Here is a 17,108-nt window from a genome sequence, read left to right as displayed (position 1 = left end):
GGGCGACCCGACGCACACCCGTGCGCCCTACCCGCCACCCTGCCACTCACGTCACGATGGACTCAGCCCGTCTCGTGAGGGGGAACCATGGGCAAGCACGAGAAGCCACCGCCCGACCCGGGTCAGGGCAAGCCGCCGCCGGGCAACAGCGACGGTCAGGTCCCGCCTCCGGAGTCGGGCAACGGCAAGCACAAGAAGTAGCCGATGGCGTTCGACGATCATCGCGCCGCGCTGGCGGCCGCCATGGATCAGCGCGGTGCCTGGCCTGCCCGGTCCCCCTGGATCCGCCGGGCCGTTGCCACCGTGCCACGGGATTCCTTCGCGCCGGACCGGCTGTGGTGCTGGGACGGTGACGCGTACGTGCCCCTCGACCGCTCCGTCGATCCCGAGCGGTGGGCCGCCGAGGTGTACGCGTCGCCGGACGCGGCGGCGGTCACCCAGGTCACCGGTGGTGTGCCGTCGTCCAGTCTGTCGGCGCAGGGCATCGTGGTGGACATGCTGGACTCCCTGCTCGCCGAGCCCGGCCACCGTGTGCTGGAGCTGGGCACCGGCATGGGCTGGAACGCCGCCCTGCTGGTCCAACGGGTCGGCGCCGACGGGCGGGTGGTGAGTGTCGAGGTGGACCCCGAGCTGGCGGGGCGGGCCGCCGAGCGGCTCAAGGCCGTGGGCGCGGAGGTCGCCGTCCACGTCGGCGACGGGGCGGCGGGCTGCCCGCCCGGCGGGCCGTACGACCGGGTCATCTCCACCTACGCGGTGGACGCCGTGCCATGGGCCTGGGTGGAGCAGACCCGGCCCGGCGGCCGGATCGTCACCCCCTGGGGTCACTTGGGCCATGTCGCCCTCACGGTCGCCGACGACGGCCGCTCCGCCAGCGGCTGGGTCCAGGGCCTCGCCACCTTCATGCCCGCCCGTGGCACAGGCCCCGTCCGGGACTTCGCCGAGGTGCGCGGCGACGGCCCGCCGACCGACGAACGTCCGGTCACCCGGGACATCGCGCCCCTGCGCGATGACTGGCACCTGATCTTCGCGCTCCGGGTCGCCCTCCCCGACGTGCGGATCACGACGGCGATCGACGAGGACGGCGTCAACGCCTGGCTGCACGACGGCGCCACGTCCTGGGCGACCCTCGCCGCCACCGGGGACGGCGGAACCACCGCCTACCAGGGCGGGCCACGCCGCCTGGCCGACGAACTGGAGGGGGTGTGGGCCGCCTGGCTCGCCTTGGGCGGCCCGTCGCTCTACGACTACGGCCTGACCGTCGAGCCCGAGCGCCAGTGCGCCTGGTGCGGGGACCCGGCCACCGGGCCGAGGTGGCCCGTGCGGGGTCGCTCGTAGCGACAGCGGGCTGCTCGAACACCACGTATCAGAGTCATCACACCCCTACCCAGAGTGCTCCGCATGCGCTGAAATGCGCTCACTGTATGTGTGGGGGGAATTTCATGAGTAACTCGCAGTCGCCCGGCCTCAGACCGTATGTCACCACCACGTTGCTGCCCGCCTCTCGCCCGAGGATGTTCGACACCAAGACCGCGCAAGTCCTCTGGACCCTGCTGCCGATCCTGACCGTCGCCTTCGCCGCCGCCGTCCCGTTCGTGGCCGCTGCCGTCAAAGGCGTGGTGAAGCCCTGGATCGCAGGGGTCTACATCTGTGCTGAGATCGCCGTCTTCGGAGTCGTCCTCGGGGTGGCCGATGGCAAGAGCCCGGTTCCGGGCTTTCTGCTCGTCCTGTTCATCACGGTCGCGGCCACGCACACCTCGCTGCTGGACAGCGAGCGGGTCGCCGTCGGCAAGTTGCGCTGGGAGGGGCGGTGACGCGGGCTGTCCGCAGGTCGTCCGATGCCGGGGCGAGGAACGTTTCATTCAAGGGGGGCACATGTCTGGACTGAGCCGGATGTACGACGAAGCAGTGGCCCACGACGGGCTCGTGGAGACCACGCTCGGGCAACTCCGGGAAGAGCTCGGCTACACCAGGCTGGGGAGGGGCGTCCTGGAAGGGATCGTCGTGGCCTTGGGCAAGCATGAGTTGGGGTACTTCCCGCGAGAGGTTCTCGACCCCCGCTGCAACACCGAACCGCGTCAGTGGAACAAGGTGTGGGTCTATGTCCGGGACAACAGCACCCGTGCCCGCGTGCTCGATGCCGTCCTCTGCCCGGAGCAGGCGAATGTACGGAGTGTTCTCGACGGCCTGGTGTCGAGGGCTCCGTCCGCTCTCACGGCCGAAGAGAAACTCCAGCGGATCCGCGAGATCGCCAACTCCTAGGCACGGTCTGGGGAATGGCGCCCCCGTCGGTCGTGTAGCGCACGTGTGCACCATGGTCGTATGACCAATCTTGGAGAGTCCCAACTCGACCAGCCTCTGACCGCTGTCGATTCGTCTATGTTGCTGGCGCTGGCCGATGGCTACCACGCCCGCACGGTACGGCCACTGGGCAGCCGCGCGGTTGCTGGACACCTGGTGAAGCCCTATGCGATCGAGGCGCCGGGGCGGAGGGTGACGGACAAGGACCTCCAGACCGCGCTGCGGGTCGCCGCCGATCACCTGTCATCGGCGCATCTACGGGGTTCACTTGGGCTCGCCGTGCTGCTCGTCCATGCCGGTGGTGACGGTGACTACGTCCTCGTTCACACATGGATCGAGGGGTATATGTCCGACCTCGCCGTCTTCGTCGGTCCGGCCGGCGATGCTGCCCAGCTTCGCCCCGGCCGGTCGGGCCTTGCTCCGTGTGTGTGGGAAGCGGCGGTCCTGGCTCACGAACGGGATGCCGTCACCCGGCACGTACTGGACGGCCGGGGTGTGCTCGACGAGCGGCTTGTGGCCTGGCGCGGTGATGTGCTGGAGGGTGAGGTCCGGTGACGGGCACCGGTTTGGCCAGGGTGCGCCGCGCACGCGTTGCCGATCTTCCTCACGTTGTCCAGCTCGTGTCCGAGCACGCCGCGTACGAGAGGGCGGCGCCCCCGCCGACTGGCTTGGCTCGGCGGCTGGAGGCGTTGTTGTTCGGTTCGGAGACTCCGCGATTGCGTTGCTTCGTCGCGGAGTTGAACGACGGCGAGATCATCGGGTACGCCACGTGCGCTCCGGAGGTGTCCACGTGGGACGGGGCAGAGTATCTCCACATGGACTGCCTGTTCCTGCGCGATGGCCATCGGGGTTTGAAAGTCGGTCCCCTGCTGGTGGAAGCCGTGGTGGCCGAAGCGCAGGAGCTGGGGCTCGGGCAAGTCCAGTGGCAGACCCCGCCCTGGAACACGGACGCGATCAGGTTCTACGACCGGCTGGGCGCGCAGGCGAAGGAGAAGCTGCGGTATCACCTGCCAGTCGGCTGAACTCTGGTGGCCCAGGAGTGCGGCCGGGCCACGGTCCGCGAGGAGGACGCTCCTCGCGGAGTCGCGCAGGCGTACCAGGTGATTCCAAAAAGCCCTGGACAAAGCAGAGTTGGGGAAGATGGGATACGTGGTACGTGCTGTGCAGCATGTAACGGGGAGATATTTGTGTCATCTAGTGAGGCGGGCGGTGCCGACGGCGCCGCCCAGGTACCACCCCCTGGACGCGGCGTCCGGCAGTCTGCTGATGTCGGCGGCCGGTTGAGCGTGGCCGTCGGCTTCGGCCCGCTCGCCGTCGGCGACCCTGCCGTCGACCTACTCCCGCCGGTGTTGCTGCCCGCCGCGGTAGGGGCACCTTCTGCGCGGCGCTCGACATCGACGATGTGATCCGGGCGCGGGGCTGGGCCCTCGGCTCGTCTCTCCCGTCCCCGACGACTCCTGCTTCCGCCAGAACCCGGCGCGTGCCGCGAGCGCGCTGCCGCGCCTGGCGGAGATCGTCGCCGACCTCTGAGCAGTGGCGGTTGCTCAGAGCGGCGGCTTCTCGATGGCGGGTGGGGTCAACGGCGACGCGTCGTCGTGCGCCCGTGGCGTGTCACCGCCTCCCCCTGACGGGGCCTCCGCCCAAGAGACCAAGCACCCCGCCGCCTCCCCTCGGCAGCGGGACGGATGAAGAAAGGAAAGGCTCATCAAGGACAGCCAGGAAAACCCGGAGAACCTCGGCAACGGCCTCGCCCGTGGAAAGCGGAAGGCCGCGCACGCGGTGTTGGTAACGGCTCTCTCCCTCGGCCTCGCCACGGCGGGCACGGTCGCCTACGCGGCCCAGGGCTCGGGGACGTCCGGGAGCTCCGGAAACCAGACGCGGATCATCGGCGGTCAGGAGTCCACCGAGAACTACTCGTTCGTCACGTCCCTCCAGAAGCAGCGCGGCGACGACCCCAACGGCCACTACTGCGGCGGCACCCTCGTCGCCTCCGACTGGGTGCTGACGGCGGCCCACTGCGTCACCGCCGACGGCGGCGTGAACGACCCGACCCCCTACCACGTGCGGATCGGCTCCCTCGACCGCACCAAGGGCGGCGAGGTCGCCAAGGTGAAAAAGTTCGTGGTCCACCCGGACTACAAGATCTCGGACGACGAGGGCAGCGCCCATGACCTCGCGCTGATCCAGCTCGCCTCCAAGGTCTCGAAGAAGCCCGCGCCGCTGGCGACCAAGACGCCCGCACCCGGGGAGACCATCAAGGCGACGGGGTGGGGCTACACCAAGGCGACGGGCAACGACCCCTCGCAGCTCCCTGTCAAGCACCGCGAGGTCAACCTGCCGGTGCTGGCGCCGGACACCGCCAAGTGCATCTCCAACCAAACGGACGGGGACGCTTGGGGCATCCGCGAGGGCGACTTCTGCACCGACAACCCGGGCGGCAAGGCCGGGACGTGCGGCGGCGACTCGGGCGCGCCCGCGCTGGCCAAGGCGAACGGTCGCTGGCGGCTCACCGGCGTGACCAGCCGGTCCGTCGGTGACTGCGCCTCGACGCCCGACATCTACCCGAGTGTCGCGGAGCACCAGAAGTGGATACACAGCCACATCGGCTGACGTCCCACCTCGGATGACGGGCGGGGGCTCCCACACCGGCCAGGTGTGGGAGCCCCCGCCTTTCTGCCGGTTGTCCCGGTGTTCCGCGGCGCATGAGCAGTCTGGCCACGGCGGGCGTACTGGAAGGCGAACAGCCACACCGCCCGAGCCGGAGGTATCCCACCCGTGGCCATCATCAAGGCAGCCCCGCCCAAGGAGGCCCCGCCCAAGGAGGCCCCGCCCAAGGGGGAGCGGCCCAACGGGGAGCGGCGCGAGGCGGACGGGGCGCGGGGGCGGCAGGCGGCGTCCCCGCTCGTACTGACCATGCTGCTGCTTCTGGTGGTCGTGGCGCAGGGGCCGATCCGGCGGGGGCTGGCCGCGCCCGCGATGGAGAGCTGGATGACCGTGTTCGTCGCGGTGGTGGTCCAGGCGCTGCCGTTCCTGGTGCTCGGGGTCCTGCTGTCGGCGGCCATCGCGGTGTTCGTCCCGCCGTCGTTCTTCGCCCGCGCTTTGCCGAAGCGGCCCGCGCTGGCGGTGCCCGCCGCCGGAGTGGCCGGGGCGGTGCTGCCCGGGTGCGAGTGCGCCTCGGTACCGGTGGCGGGGGCGCTGGTGCGACGGGGGGTCACCCCGGCCGCCGCGCTGGCGTTTCTGCTGTCCGCACCGGCGATCAACCCGATCGTGCTGACCGCCACCGCCGTCGCGTTTCCCCGTGAACCGCGGGTGGTGCTCGCCCGGTTCGTGGCGAGTCTGCTCGTGGCGTGTGCGATGGGCTGGTTGTGGCACCGGCTGGGGCGGCCCGACTGGCTGCGGCCACCTGCCCGTCCGTCGGCCGAGGGGCTCGGCAAGGGCGCGGCGTTCTGGGCGTCGGTACGCCATGACGTGATGCACGCCGGTGGTTTCCTCGTCGTGGGCGCGATGGTCGCGGCCACCCTCAAGGCCATGGTCCCGGCGGCCTGGCTGCGCGACGCGGCCGACGGACCCGTGGTGTCGGTGCTGGTGCTGGCCGTCCTCGCGGTGCTGTTGTCGATCTGCTCCGAGGCCGACGCGTTCGTGGCCGCGTCGCTGTCGCAGTTCTCGCTCACCGCCCGGCTGGCGTTCCTGGTCGTGGGGCCGATGATCGATCTGAAGCTGTTCGCCATGCAGACCGCCACTTTCGGCCGCGGATTCGCGCTGCGGTTCGCGCCCGCCACCTTCGCGCTGGCCGTCGTGGTGGCGGCCCTGACCGGGGCGGTGCTGCTGTGAACCGGCAGGCACAGGCGGCCGTGCTGTTCCTCACCGGCGTGGCGCTGCTGCGGGCCGGTTTCACCGATCTGTATCTGCGCTACGTCAAGGCGGGGTTGCGGCCGCTGCTGCTCGCGGCCGGGGTCGTGCTGATCGCCGCCGCCGTCGCCACCGTCTGGTACGAACTGCGGCGGCCACGGGTGTCGGCGGAGCCGCACGTGTCCGCGGAGCCGCACGTGTCTGCGGAGCCGCGGGACACCGGGAGGGCCCAGGCGGCCACGGCGGTCCAAGAAGCCGAGCTCGTCCGCGAGGTGGCGGAGCCTCGCGAGGCGAAGGCGGCCCGCGAGGCCGAGGGGGCTCGCGAGACCGGCGCGGCTCGCGACGACGGCGCGACCGGCGAGGGCGGGCCGCCGCACTCCCACACGCACCGCGAACCCCGTGTCTCCTGGTTGCTCGTCCTGCCCCTCGCCGCCCTCATCCTCGTCGCCCCGCCCGCCCTCGGCTCGTACACCGCCATGCGCAGCGGTACCGCACTGCAACCGTCCTGGGGCTATCCCGACCTCCCCACTGGCGGCACCGGCGGCTCCGTGCGGCTCGGCCTCGCCGACTACGGCGGTCGCGCGGCCTACGACCACGGGCGCACCCTCGGCCACCGCCGGATCACCATGACCGGCTTCATCGCGCTCGACCGGGGCGGCGCACCGTATCTCGTCCGTATGGTCCTCAGCTGCTGCGCCGCCGACGCCCAGCCCGTCAAGATCGGGCTGACCGGGCGGATTCCGCCCGTACTGCAACCCGACTCCTGGGTCGAGATCACCGGCAGTTACACCGCGCGGCGGGCCAAGGACCCGGTCAACGGGGGTGTTATCCCGTATCTGAAGGTGAACCGGGTGCGGCCGGTTCCGGTCCCGCACGATCCGTACGAGAGCTGGGGCGGCTGAACACGTATCTCCGGCCCCGTTCCGGCGCCTCGCCGGCCCCGCTCCGGCCCCGCGTGGTCTCCCGCCCTGTGCGACGCTGGAAGCCGGTCCGCGCGTGCGGTGTGCGGCGGGTACACGAAGTGAGGCTTTCGGCGTGCACAAGCCCCGATGGAAGACCGCGGGGGGAGCCCTGCTGCGGGTGACGACGGTGTGGGCGGTGTCCACGCTGACGATGCTGGCGCTGGCCGGGATTCTGCCGGACTTCCGCCTCCAGTCCGGCGACGGTGACAGCACCACCCGGATCGCCATCACGGCCGCGAGCGGGGCGGGCGCGTTCGGTGTGCTGAGCGCGCTGGTCTGGCCGCTGCTGGTGCGGGCGTTGCTGCTGATGCCCGCGCTGGTGCTGGGGCTGCTGGTGTTTGTGCTGAACGGCTCGATGCTGCTGCTCGCGCTGAGTGTGATCCCCGACGGACGCGGTGCGGTGGAGCCGGAGACCGCGGTCGTGGTGGCGGCCGTGATGTCGGCCGCGTCCTCGGCCACCAGCACATTTCTGACCGTGCGGGACGACGGTGCCTACCGGCGGCGGCTGGCGCGGCTCGCGGACCGAAGACGGCGGCGGCGCGGTGAGGACGGCGGCCGGGCGCTGCCGCCGGGGACGGTCTTCCTCCAGCTCGACGGGGTGAGCCACGCCGTGCTGCGGGAGGCCCTGCGCGCGCGGGACGGCAGACCGCCGGTGATGCCCACGGTCGCCGGGTGGGTGGGGGACAGCCACCGGGTGACGCCCTGGCGCACCGACTGGTCCAGCCAGACCGGCGCCAGCCAGCTCGGCATTCTGCACGGGTCGAATGAGGACGTGCCCGCCTTCCGCTGGTACGAGAAGGAGACCGGGGAGGTGAGGGTGAGCAACCGGCCGACCAGCGCGGCCGAGTTGCAGCGCAGAGCGGCGGCCAGGGCGGGGCACGAGGGACTGCTGACGGTGGACGGCGCCAGCCGGGGAAACCTGTTCACCGGGGGCGCGGACCAGCTCGCGCTGGTGCTGTCGGTAGCGGCCCGGCGCGGTAAGCACAATCGCTCCCGGTCCGGCTATTTCGCGTACTTCTCCGACCCGGCCAACGCCACCCGTACCGCCGTGTCCTTCCTCGCCGAGGTTGTCCGGGAGCTCGCCCAGTCCACCCGGGCCAAGCTGCGCCGGGAGCGGCCGCGGGTGAAGCGTGGCGGGACCTACCCCTTCATCCGGGCGTTCGCCACGGTCGTGGAGCGGGATGTGGTAGTGGCGGCGGTGATCGGGGACATCCTCTCCGGGCGCTCCGCCGTCTACGCCGATCTGGTGGCGTACGACGAGGTGGCGCACCACTCCGGGCCGCGCAGCCGGGACGCCCGGCAGGTGCTGGCCCGGCTCGACCGGTCGATCGCGCTGATCGCCAAGGTGGCCGAGCGGGCGCCGCGCGCGTACCGGATCGTGCTGCTGTCGGACCACGGGCAGAGCCCCGGCGCCACCTTCGCGGGGGCGTACGGGCTCACGCTGGAGGACCTGGTGCGGGCCGGCTGCGGACTGCCGGTGTCCCGGCGGGCCGGGCGTACCGAGAGCGGTACGGAGGCGCGCGGCGCGGAGGCGCGTGAGGCGGCGCGGGTGGCGCTGCGGCGGCCGGAGAAGGACGGGGAGGGGCGGGGGAGGGACGGCCACCGGCCGTCCGAGCCGGTGGTGCTCGCCTCCGGCAACCTGGGGCTGGTGTCCTTCCCCGACGTCCCCGGCCGGATGACCCGGGAGCGGATCGACGCCCGCCACCCGGCGCTGCTGCGGACGCTCGCCGACCACCCCGGGGTGGGGTTCCTGCTGGTGATGTCCGAGGAGCACGGGGCGGTGGTGCTGGGGCGCGGCGGTGCGGAACACCATCTGGACAGCGGGCGGACCCTGGGGACCAGCCCGCTGACGCGCTTCGGGCCCGGGGCGGTGGCGGCCGTACGGCGCACCGCGCACTTCGCCAACACCCCCGACATCATGGTCAATTCCGCGTACGACCCGGAGACCGGTGCGGTGCACGCCTTCGAGGGCCAGATCGGCTCGCACGGCGGGCTCGGCGGGGAACAGGGCCATCCGTTCCTGCTGTGGCCCGCTGACCTGAGCCCGCCGGTGGGGGACGGGGACGAGCTGGTGGGGGCCGAGCGGGTGCACACCGTGCTGCGGCGCTGGCTGGTGGAGGCGAACGGTCCGCAGATCCCGCAGATCCCGGAAGTTCCGGAGACAACGGCGGGAGCGGCGGAGAAATCGCGGTTGAATGGTGCCACAGCCGCACCATTTCCTGTGGTCAGCCGGGTGTCGCCGAACAAAGCCCGGTGATTTGGTGCCCCGTACATCGTCCCTGACGATGTTCACATGCCCGACCAGCACCACCAACGCCGCTTCGGCCTGCCCACGGCGACCGCTCTCGTCATGGGAAACATCATCGGCGGCGGCATCTTTCTGCTGCCCGCCTCCGTCGCCCCGTTCGGCACGCTCAGCCTGCTCGCCTTTGCCGTCCTGACGGTCGGCGCCATCGCGCTCGCGCTGGTCTTCGGACGGCTGGCCGAGCGCGATCCGCGCACCGGCGGGCCGTATGTGCACGCCCGCGCGGCGTTCGGCGACTTCGCGGGCTTTCTGTCGGCCTGGTCGTACTGGACGATGACCTGGGTCAGCAACGCGGCGCTCGCGGTGGCGGCGGTCGGCTATGTGCATGTCCTGGCGCCGGGCCATGACAGCAAGGGTGTGAACCTCGGGATCGCGCTGCTGGCGCTGTGGCTCCCGGCGCTGGCCAACCTGGCGGGGACCCGCTGGGTGGGCGCGGTGCAGATCGTCTCCACGGTGCTCAAGTTCGTTCCGCTGTTCTTCGTCGCCGTCGTCGGGCTGTTCTTCTTCGACCCGGACAACCTCGGCGCGTTCAACGAGACCGGCAGCGGCGCGGTCGGCGGGCTGTCGGCGGCGGCCGCGATCCTGCTCTACAGCTATGTGGGCGTGGAGTCGGCGTCGATGAGCGCGGGCGAGGTCCGCGACCCGGAGCGCAATGTGGGGCGGGCGAGCGTGCTGGGCACGATCGGCGCGGCCGTGGTCTATCTGCTCGGCACGGTGGCGGTGTTCGGCACTGTCGCCCATGACGACCTGGTGAACTCCACCGCCCCCTTCTCCGACGCGGTGAACGCGATGTTCGGCGGCTCGTGGGGCGGCACGCTGATCGCGGCGGCCGCGGTCGTCTCGATCGTCGGCGCGCTCAACGGCTGGATCCTGATGAGCGCGCAGGCGCCCTACGCGGCGGCCCGGGACGGCCTCTTCCCGGCGGCCTTCGGCGTCAAGCGGCGCGGGGTGCCGACCTTCGGGGTGTTCGTGGGCGTGGTGCTGGCCACGCTGCTGACCGTGGTCAACTACGCCTCCGGCTCGGGCGGTCTCTTCGAGATCCTCGTTCTGATCACCACCTTCTCGGCCACGGTCCCGTATCTGCTGGCGGCCGCCGCCCAGGTGTACTTCCTGCTGTCGGGGCGGCGCGAGGAGGTGCGGACGGGGCGCTTCGTCTGGGACATGACCCTGGCGCTGGCGGCCTTCGGCTTCTCGTTCTGGCTGGTCGCGGGGGCCGGGTACGCGGCGGTGTACCAGGGTGTGCTGTTCCTGTTCGCGGGTGTGCTGGTCTACGTCTGGATGGCGGCGCGCGGCCGTCGCGAGGCCGTCGCGGCGCCCGGCGCCCCGGCGCGGCCCGCCGTCGCGGCGACCCCCGAGGCCGCCCCGGTCGCCGCCGACCCCGTCGGCTGACCCCCGCCATGACCTCAGAGGTCATCGACCCTCCCGGAGGCCCTGCGGCAAGGTGAGGGCAACGGATCCCGGGCCGGCGCACTCCGGCCCGGTATCCGCCCCTGACCAGCCGCATTCCATTGAGGAGCGTGACCTGATGACCTTCGACTACAACGCCGCCGTCGCCCGCTACTTCGAGGCGTGGAACGCCACCGACGCCGACACCCTCACCAAGAATGTCGCCGCCGCCTGGACCGAGGACGGCAGCTACACCGACCCGCTGTCCGAGGCCCGTGGCCACGCTCAGCTCGCGGCCGTGATCTCCGGGACCCATCAGCAGTTCCCCGGCTTCGAGTTCCGCCACACCGGCACGGCCGACGGCCACCACGACATGGTCCGCTTCACCTGGGAGATGGTCTCCACCGCCGACGGTTCGGCGCCGGTCGCCGGATCCGATGTGCTCACCCTGGCCGAGGACGGCCGGATCCGCTCCGTCCTCGGCTTCCTGGACCGCGTCCCTACGGCGTGATGAGCTCCCCCAGGGCGGCGGCGGTCTCCCGGTCGGCCGGGATGAACGTCTCGATGGCCAGCTCCGAGACGGTCACGTCCATGGGGGTGTTGAAGGTGGCGATGGTGGAGATGAAGGAGAGCACCCGGCCGCCGTGCTCGATCATCATCGGGAGGGCGAACGGCGCGTGGGACCCGGCCGTGGCGCTCTCCCGGCCACCGCTCTCCGGCAGCGGATAGGCCGACACCTCCTCGTAGAGCGCCCGCAGCGCGGGGGAGCGCATCACCGAGAGCTGGCGGTCCATCTGGTCCAGCAAATGGGCTCGCCACTCACGGAAGTTGCGGATACGGGGCGCCATGCCCTCCGGGTGGAGGGTGATGCGCATCGCGTTGAGTGGCGGAATCAGCAGACGCCTCGAGATGCCCTCCATCAGCAGGGCGATCCCGCGGTTGGCCGCCTGCACCTCGTAGGTGCCGTTCACCACCAGCGCGGGATAGGGCTCATAGCCGGTCAGCAGCCGCTCCATCCCCTCGCGCAGCGTCTCCATCGACGGGTCGTCGACCGCCCGCTCCGGATAGAGCGGGGCGTAACCCGCGGCCAGCAGCAGCGCGTTGCGCTCGCGCATGGGCACCTCGAGATGGTCGGAGAGCCGCAGCACCATCTCCTGGCTGGGCCGTGAGCGGCCGGTCTCGATGAAGCTGATGTGCCGGGAGGAGGAATCGGCGCGGAGCGCGAGCTCCAGCTGACTGATGCGCCGGCGGGTCCGCCATCCGCGCAGCAGCTCGCCCACCCCGGACGACGTGGCAGTTGTCATGGACCGAAGGTAACCGACCCCGGAGGACGGACGTGGCAGGGTGGGACGGGCCGACCCGTCACACGGGACGAGCCGGACCGTCACCCAGGACCGTCACCCAGGACGAAGGGATCCGCCATGGCAGTCGAGCCGCTCGGCCAGCAGGAGATCGAGGACCGCCTCGAAGCGCTTCCCGGCTGGTCCTACGCCGACGACCTGCTCGCGCGCCGCTACGCCTTCGGCGGCCATCCGCAGGCGGCCGCACTGGTCGCGGAGATCGCCCGGATCCAGGAGGAGCTGGGCCACCACTCCGATCTGACGCTCGGCTACAACACGGTCGCCGTCACGGTGAACACCCACAGCGTGGGCGGCAAGGTGACCGAGCTGGACTTCGGTCTCGCGCGGCGGATCGAGGCGGCGGCCTCGGCGCACGGCGCACGCTCGGCGTGAGCTGACCAATCCGCTGCCCGGACGGCCCCGAATACCCGGTGGAAGGTACACCGGTGGCCGGTCGGTGCGGTGAGGGCGCCGTCGGCCCTGCTTGCGGGAGTGAGACCGATGAGCGATGTGGCCGCTGCCCTGGCCCCCTTCGCGGAACGCCTGCTCGGCGCCCCGCTCCCGGTGCGGCTGTGCGCCTGGGACGGCAGCGAGGCGGGGCCGCCGGGTGCGCCCCGGGTGCGACTGCGCTCCCGCCGGGGGCTGCGCCGGCTGCTGTGGCGGCCCACCGGATCCGGTCTGGCCGAGGCGTACATCAGCGGTGACCTCGAGGTCGAGGGTGAACTCACCGAGGGCTTGCGCGCCTTGTGGCACGCGGTGCGCGGTCGCCGCGCGCCCGGACCCGGACCCGTCCTGGCCACCCGCGCCAGAGCCGCCGCCACCGCCGCCCGGCTCGGCGCCCTCGGCCCCTGGCCACCCGCCCGCGCGGTGTCGGGGGGCCCGGACGCCACGGCCGAGTTCCACGAACGGCTGCTGGACCCGTCCATGGCCCTGTCCTGCGCCTACTGGACCCGCCAGGACCCCGCGTACCGGCTCGCCGACGCCCAGCGCGACAAGCTGGACGTCATCTGCCGCAAGCTGAACCTGGTGCCCGGGGCGCGGCTGCTGGACCTCGGCTGTGGCTGGGGAGCGCTCGCCCTGCACGCCGCCGACCGCTACGGCGCGCAGGTCACCGCCGTCACCACGGTCCGCGAGGAGCGCGACCTGCTGTCCGAGCGGGTCCGCGAACTCGGCCTGGACCATCTGATCGACGTCGAGCTGAGCGACTACCGCGCGCTGCGGGGCGGCCAGTACGAGGCCGCCGCCTGTGTCGAGGCGGGCGAGTACGTCGACGACGAGCAGTACCCGGAGCTCGTGCGCACCCTGCACCGGATGCTGCGCCCCGGCGGCCGGGCCCTGGTCCAGCAGATCTCCCGCCCGTCCCCGGCGGCCGGCCCGGGGCCGTCGCTCATCGCGTACCTCGCCCCGCGTCTGCGGATCCGCCCGCTCGGCGAGACCATCGGCCTGCTGGAGGCGGCCGGACTCGAGATACGCGCCGCGGAGTCGCTGCGCGAGCACTACGTCCGCACGGTCACCGCCTGGCGCGCCACTCTGGAGGCGGACTGGGACGACTTCCGCCGTCTGGTGGGTGAACGCACCGCCCGCACTTGGCGGTTGAGGCTCGCGGGGGCCGCCCTCGCCCTGGAGGAGGGCCGGATGGGTATCGACCAGATCCTCGCGGTCCGCCCCACGGACCGCGGCGCCAGCGGTATGCCGGTCACCCCGGAGACGTGGTACCCGGCGGGCACCGCCGCCTGACCACCGTGTCCCGGACCTCGGCTGCGAACGGGGCCCGGCGGGCGGCGTGACCCCACGGGAGCGCCATGGCCCCGAGAGGCTCCCGTGGGTGTGGCCCCCGAACCGCCGGTCCACCGCGGGTCAGCGCTGCGCGGCGGCCGAGCCGAGCCGGGCCGGGTGTGGCGGCGCGGGCCAGGTGGCTGCCCCGGCCCGGCCCGGACGGGCAACCCGTGGGTGCTCACGGCGCACCGGGCGGGACGGGGTGTGGGGCGGAGCCCCGACAACCCTCCTCAGTCGCGCCCTCTGGCCCGCCGGAAGCGGGCCAGGCCCGCTTCCAGGTCGACGATGGGGCCCGGGTAGTCCAGGCGGGAGCGTTCGTCCTCCGGCAGGCGCCAGGGGGTATGGACGCGCGGGCCGCGCACTTCGGCCAGTTCCGGGACCCAGCGGCGCACATACGCGCCGTCCGGGTCGAAACGTTTGGCCTGGGCAAGGGGGTTGAGGACGCGGTGGGGGCGGGTGTCGGTGCCGGTGCCCGCCACCCACTGCCAGTTGAGCTGGTTGTTCGCCACGTCGCCGTCCACCAGCAGTTCCAGGAAGTGCCGAGCGCCGATCCGCCAGTCCGTGTACAGCGTCTTGGTGAGGAAGCTCGCCACCAGTAGCCGGGCCCGGTTGTGCATCCAGCCCTCGTGGCCGAGCTGCCGCATCCCGGCGTCCACCAGCGGATAGCCGGTGCGGCCCGCCTTCCAGGCGGCGATCTCCGCGTCATCGGCGCGCCAATGGTCGTGGCGGGTGCGGTAGTCGGTGTGCGCGGCGTCCGGGCGGGCGGCGAGCACCTGGTGGTGGAAGTCGCGCCAGGCGAGCTGACGGACGAACGCCTCGGCACCCGCACCGCCCGACTCCCGGGCCCGGCACACCAGTTCCACCGGGGACAGACAACCGAAGTGGAGATACGGCGAGAGCCGGGAGGTGGCATCGCCCGCCAGGTCGTCGTGGTCGTCGGCGTAACCGTCAAGGCCCGATCGCCGCCAGGCGTGGAACCGCCGCCGCCCGGCGGTCTCGCCGCCCTCGGGCAGTCCGGGGGAGGGAGTGCCCGGGGCGAGCGAGGTCACCGCGGACAGTGGTTCGGAGCGCAGGCCCGACAGCTCCGGCAGCGGCACGGCGCGCGGGGCGGCCAGCACCCGGCGCTGCCCGATCCGCTGCCAGGCACGGAAGTACGGGGTGAACACGGCGAAGTGGTCCTTGCCCGCCGGGACCACCTCGCCCGGTTCGACCGCCGTCACCACCGCGCCGTGCACCCGTAACGTCCGCCCGTCCGCGGCCAGCGCCGCCCGAAGCCGCGCTTCGCGCCGCCCCGCGTAGCCGCTCACCCCGCCCGCGATGTGGACCTCCGCGGCGTCCACCCGGTCCGCCACCCGGCGGATCTCCGCCACCGGGTCACCCTTACGGAGGACCAGAGCGCCGCCGCGCGCCCGCAGCCCCGCGTCCAGGTCGGCCAGGGCATCCGCCAGGAACGCCACCCGGTTGGGTACGGCGAATCCGGTGCGGGCCAGTGCGCGGTCGGCCACGAACAGCGGAACGACCTGGTCGGCGGCGCGGAGGGCGGCATGGAGCACGGGGTTGTCGCGCAGCCGCAGATCCGAGGTGAAGACGGCGATCGAAGTGGTCACCCTGTCCGTTTACACCGGCTCAGCCGGACGGGAACGTCATCAGCGCGACCGGGTCGGTCGTCGGTGCCTTCGACCCCCCGGCCGGTTCCACCGTGAGCCCCATGGCCGACGCCTGTCCGACCGGCCCGTGCAGCAGCGTCGCCGTACCCCCGCCGGAGGTGTGCAGCAGCCCCGCCGAGCGCATCGTGCCGTTGTCGCTGAACCACAGCTGGTAGACCCGGCCCGCGGGCGGCTCGGGCAGCCCGGAGGCGAGGAAGGCCGCACGGTCCAGACCGCGGGAGACCACGACCGCGCCGGTCGCGCCGTCCTTGAAGCTGCCGGTGCGGGTCCGGGCGTCCGGCGCGGCCAGCACCCGGGCCAGCGTCTCCACCTCCGCGACCCGCCGCTCGGCGCGGCCCGCCGTGTCCCGCGCGTCGGACGCCTGCCGGTACTGCCACACCGCGGCCCCGCCGAGCGCGGCGGCCGCGGCCAGACAGGCCGCCAGGGCGAAGCCGAGGGCACGGCGCCCGCCGCGCCGCCGGGGTCCGGCATGGGACTCGCGGGCCCCGGGACCGCCCTGGTGGGACCGGCGGTCATCACGGCCGTCATGGCCCGCCACCCGCGGCGGCTCCTGACGGACCGTGGCGATCCGTCTCATCACCTCGTCCTTCATCAGCGGGGACGGCGTCAGCGAGGTGGCCACCGCCAGCCGCCCGGCGGTCTCCCGCAGCTCCCGCACCTCCTGTGCGCACGCCTCGCACACGGCGAGATGGCGCTCGAACTCCTCCAGCTCCCGGCCCGACAGCGCGTGCACCGCGTACGCCCCGGTCAAGGTGTGCAGATCGGCCCTGGTCATGCCCCGACTCCCATACAGTCCCGGAGCCGGATGAGCCCGTCCCGAAGTCTGGTCTTGACGGTCCCCAGCGGCAGCGACAGCAGCTCCGCCACTTCCCGGTAGGTACGGCCCCGGTAGTAGGCGAGCGTCACCGACTGCCGTTGCAGCTCGGTCAGTGTCCGCATGCAGCGCCGTACCTGCTCCCGCTCCAGTCTGGCTTCCACCTGCTCGGTCACCTCGTCGAACGCGGGGGTACGGGCCAGCAGCGCGGCGCGCGCCTCACGGTCGGAGGCGGCCTGTGCGGAACGCACCCGGTCCACCGCGCGCCGGTGGGCCAGCGTCATGATCCACCCCATGGCGCTGCCCCGGCCCGGTTCGAAGCGCGCCGCCGTCCGCCACACCTCGACCAGCACCTCCTGCGTGACCTCCTCGGCCTGGGCGGGGTCGCGCAGCAGACTGCGCGTCAGCCCGAGGACAGGCCCGCTGACCGCGTCGTACAGGGCGGCGAACGCGTTCTGGTCGCCCCGGGCCACCAGGTGGAGCAACTCCTCCAGGGCCGGGCCGCGGGCGGCCGGTCCGCCGATGTACACGGGTTCTCTCACAGGCCGTCCTTCCGGGATGAGCGATGCGGTGCACACGCAGGTGTCGTATCTCATTCGTCGCCCGCGGGGGCGCGGATTGGTGAAGCTGTGCCGAAGATGCGCACGCAGGGCGCGGACCGGGGACATTGCCGTTCCGGCAACATTGGTTGGCGTCTCGCCGTGGTGCGCG

At 72.5% G+C, this 17,108-nt stretch carries 17 protein-coding genes; 13 read left to right on the top strand and 4 right to left on the bottom strand.

Annotation, left to right across the window (positions count from 1 at the left end; all coding sequences use genetic code 11):
• Window positions 1–204: 204 nt before the first annotated feature.
• The 11 genes from AC4BEG_RS06555 to AC4BEG_RS06505 all read left to right on the top strand — a co-directional run bounded on the left by AC4BEG_RS06555 (window position 205) and on the right by AC4BEG_RS06505 (window position 11,311).
• Window positions 205–1,335: a methyltransferase domain-containing protein gene (locus tag AC4BEG_RS06555; protein WP_490704959.1), complete on the top strand. Its 1,131-nt coding sequence runs from the start codon at window positions 205–207 to the stop codon at window positions 1,333–1,335.
• 104 nt (window positions 1,336–1,439) lie between these two features.
• Entirely contained in the window at window positions 1,440–1,811 is a 372-nt protein-coding gene (locus AC4BEG_RS06550; RefSeq protein ID WP_490704958.1) for a hypothetical protein, read from the top strand.
• 61 nt (window positions 1,812–1,872) lie between these two features.
• Window positions 1,873–2,259 (top strand): hypothetical protein, encoded by a 387-nt coding sequence (locus tag AC4BEG_RS06545; RefSeq protein WP_490704957.1) that lies wholly within the window; start codon window positions 1,873–1,875, stop codon window positions 2,257–2,259.
• 60 nt (window positions 2,260–2,319) lie between these two features.
• On the top strand, window positions 2,320–2,853 hold the full coding sequence (locus tag AC4BEG_RS06540) for a hypothetical protein (protein WP_490704956.1): 534 nt from the start codon (window positions 2,320–2,322) through the stop codon (window positions 2,851–2,853).
• Window positions 2,850–3,320, top strand: coding sequence for a GNAT family N-acetyltransferase (locus tag AC4BEG_RS06535; RefSeq protein WP_490704955.1), 471 nt, complete (start codon window positions 2,850–2,852; stop codon window positions 3,318–3,320). Before AC4BEG_RS06540 ends, AC4BEG_RS06535 begins: the two co-directional genes overlap by 4 nt.
• A gap of 757 nt (window positions 3,321–4,077) precedes the next feature.
• Window positions 4,078–4,908 (top strand): S1 family peptidase, encoded by an 831-nt coding sequence (locus AC4BEG_RS06530; protein WP_490704954.1) that lies wholly within the window; start codon window positions 4,078–4,080, stop codon window positions 4,906–4,908.
• A 165-nt stretch (window positions 4,909–5,073) separates the two neighbouring features.
• Window positions 5,074–6,129, top strand: coding sequence for a permease (locus AC4BEG_RS06525; RefSeq protein ID WP_490704953.1), 1,056 nt, complete (start codon window positions 5,074–5,076; stop codon window positions 6,127–6,129).
• Window positions 6,126–7,049 (top strand): TIGR03943 family putative permease subunit, encoded by a 924-nt coding sequence (locus AC4BEG_RS06520; protein WP_490704952.1) that lies wholly within the window; start codon window positions 6,126–6,128, stop codon window positions 7,047–7,049. The genes AC4BEG_RS06525 and AC4BEG_RS06520 overlap by 4 nt, the downstream gene beginning before the upstream one ends.
• A gap of 133 nt (window positions 7,050–7,182) precedes the next feature.
• Window positions 7,183–9,366, top strand: coding sequence for a phage holin family protein (locus tag AC4BEG_RS06515; protein ID WP_490704951.1), 2,184 nt, complete (start codon window positions 7,183–7,185; stop codon window positions 9,364–9,366).
• A 36-nt stretch (window positions 9,367–9,402) separates the two neighbouring features.
• Window positions 9,403–10,803: an amino acid permease gene (locus tag AC4BEG_RS06510; RefSeq protein ID WP_490704950.1), complete on the top strand. Its 1,401-nt coding sequence runs from the start codon at window positions 9,403–9,405 to the stop codon at window positions 10,801–10,803.
• A 136-nt stretch (window positions 10,804–10,939) separates the two neighbouring features.
• Window positions 10,940–11,311, top strand: a complete 372-nt coding sequence (locus AC4BEG_RS06505) for a nuclear transport factor 2 family protein (protein WP_490704949.1) — start codon at window positions 10,940–10,942, stop codon at window positions 11,309–11,311.
• Here AC4BEG_RS06505 and AC4BEG_RS06500 read toward each other — a convergent pair.
• On the bottom strand, window positions 11,301–12,104 hold the full coding sequence (locus AC4BEG_RS06500; RefSeq protein ID WP_490704948.1) for a helix-turn-helix domain-containing protein: 804 nt from the start codon (window positions 12,102–12,104) through the stop codon (window positions 11,301–11,303). The two genes, AC4BEG_RS06505 and AC4BEG_RS06500, sit on opposite strands and share 11 nt — an antisense overlap.
• Before the next feature lie 117 nt (window positions 12,105–12,221).
• Here AC4BEG_RS06500 and AC4BEG_RS06495 point away from each other — a divergent pair, with 117 nt between their 5' ends.
• Together AC4BEG_RS06495 and AC4BEG_RS06490 are read left to right on the top strand one after the other, a co-directional pair.
• Entirely contained in the window at window positions 12,222–12,533 is a 312-nt protein-coding gene (locus AC4BEG_RS06495; protein ID WP_490704947.1) for a 4a-hydroxytetrahydrobiopterin dehydratase, read from the top strand.
• A 108-nt stretch (window positions 12,534–12,641) separates the two neighbouring features.
• Window positions 12,642–13,877 carry a class I SAM-dependent methyltransferase gene (locus tag AC4BEG_RS06490; protein WP_490704946.1) on the top strand — a complete coding sequence of 412 codons (1,236 nt, stop codon included), beginning with the start codon at window positions 12,642–12,644 and terminating at the stop codon, window positions 13,875–13,877.
• Between the two features lie 269 nt (window positions 13,878–14,146).
• Here the strand turns inward: AC4BEG_RS06490 and AC4BEG_RS06485 are convergent, their stop codons facing one another.
• From AC4BEG_RS06485 to AC4BEG_RS06475, 3 genes are read right to left on the bottom strand one after another with little or no spacing between them, the layout of a single operon-like run.
• Window positions 14,147–15,523: a cryptochrome/photolyase family protein gene (locus tag AC4BEG_RS06485; protein WP_490704945.1), complete on the bottom strand. Its 1,377-nt coding sequence runs from the start codon at window positions 15,521–15,523 to the stop codon at window positions 14,147–14,149.
• A gap of 19 nt (window positions 15,524–15,542) precedes the next feature.
• Window positions 15,543–16,358 carry an anti-sigma factor gene (locus AC4BEG_RS06480; protein WP_490704944.1) on the bottom strand — a complete coding sequence of 272 codons (816 nt, stop codon included), beginning with the start codon at window positions 16,356–16,358 and terminating at the stop codon, window positions 15,543–15,545.
• The gene (locus tag AC4BEG_RS06475; RefSeq protein WP_201879912.1) at window positions 16,355–16,939 is read right to left on the bottom strand and encodes a sigma-70 family RNA polymerase sigma factor; all 585 of its coding nucleotides are present in this window, start codon (window positions 16,937–16,939) and stop codon (window positions 16,355–16,357) included. Before AC4BEG_RS06475 ends, AC4BEG_RS06480 begins: the two co-directional genes overlap by 4 nt.
• Between the last annotated feature and the right edge of the window lie 169 nt (window positions 16,940–17,108).

The sequence above is a fragment of the Streptomyces sp. JLBJ103 genome, from assembly GCF_058215575.1.
This window is presented reverse-complemented; position numbering and strand designations above follow the sequence as displayed.

Bases quoted from the DNA above. Each gene is read 5' to 3' on its own strand.
- AC4BEG_RS06480 (WP_490704944.1), bottom strand. From the start codon at position 16,358: ATGACCAGGGCCGATCTGCACACCTTGACCGGGGCGTACGCGGTGCAC.
- AC4BEG_RS06545 (WP_490704957.1), top strand. From the start codon at position 1,873: ATGTCTGGACTGAGCCGGATGTACGACGAAGCAGTGGCCCACGACGGG.
- AC4BEG_RS06490 (WP_490704946.1), top strand. From the start codon at position 12,642: ATGAGCGATGTGGCCGCTGCCCTGGCCCCCTTCGCGGAACGCCTGCTC.
- AC4BEG_RS06510 (WP_490704950.1), top strand. From the start codon at position 9,403: ATGCCCGACCAGCACCACCAACGCCGCTTCGGCCTGCCCACGGCGACC.
- AC4BEG_RS06540 (WP_490704956.1), top strand. From the start codon at position 2,320: ATGACCAATCTTGGAGAGTCCCAACTCGACCAGCCTCTGACCGCTGTC.
- AC4BEG_RS06500 (WP_490704948.1), bottom strand. From the start codon at position 12,104: ATGACAACTGCCACGTCGTCCGGGGTGGGCGAGCTGCTGCGCGGATGG.
- AC4BEG_RS06505 (WP_490704949.1), top strand. From the start codon at position 10,940: ATGACCTTCGACTACAACGCCGCCGTCGCCCGCTACTTCGAGGCGTGG.
- AC4BEG_RS06550 (WP_490704958.1), top strand. From the start codon at position 1,440: ATGAGTAACTCGCAGTCGCCCGGCCTCAGACCGTATGTCACCACCACG.
- AC4BEG_RS06555 (WP_490704959.1), top strand. From the start codon at position 205: ATGGCGTTCGACGATCATCGCGCCGCGCTGGCGGCCGCCATGGATCAG.
- AC4BEG_RS06495 (WP_490704947.1), top strand. From the start codon at position 12,222: ATGGCAGTCGAGCCGCTCGGCCAGCAGGAGATCGAGGACCGCCTCGAA.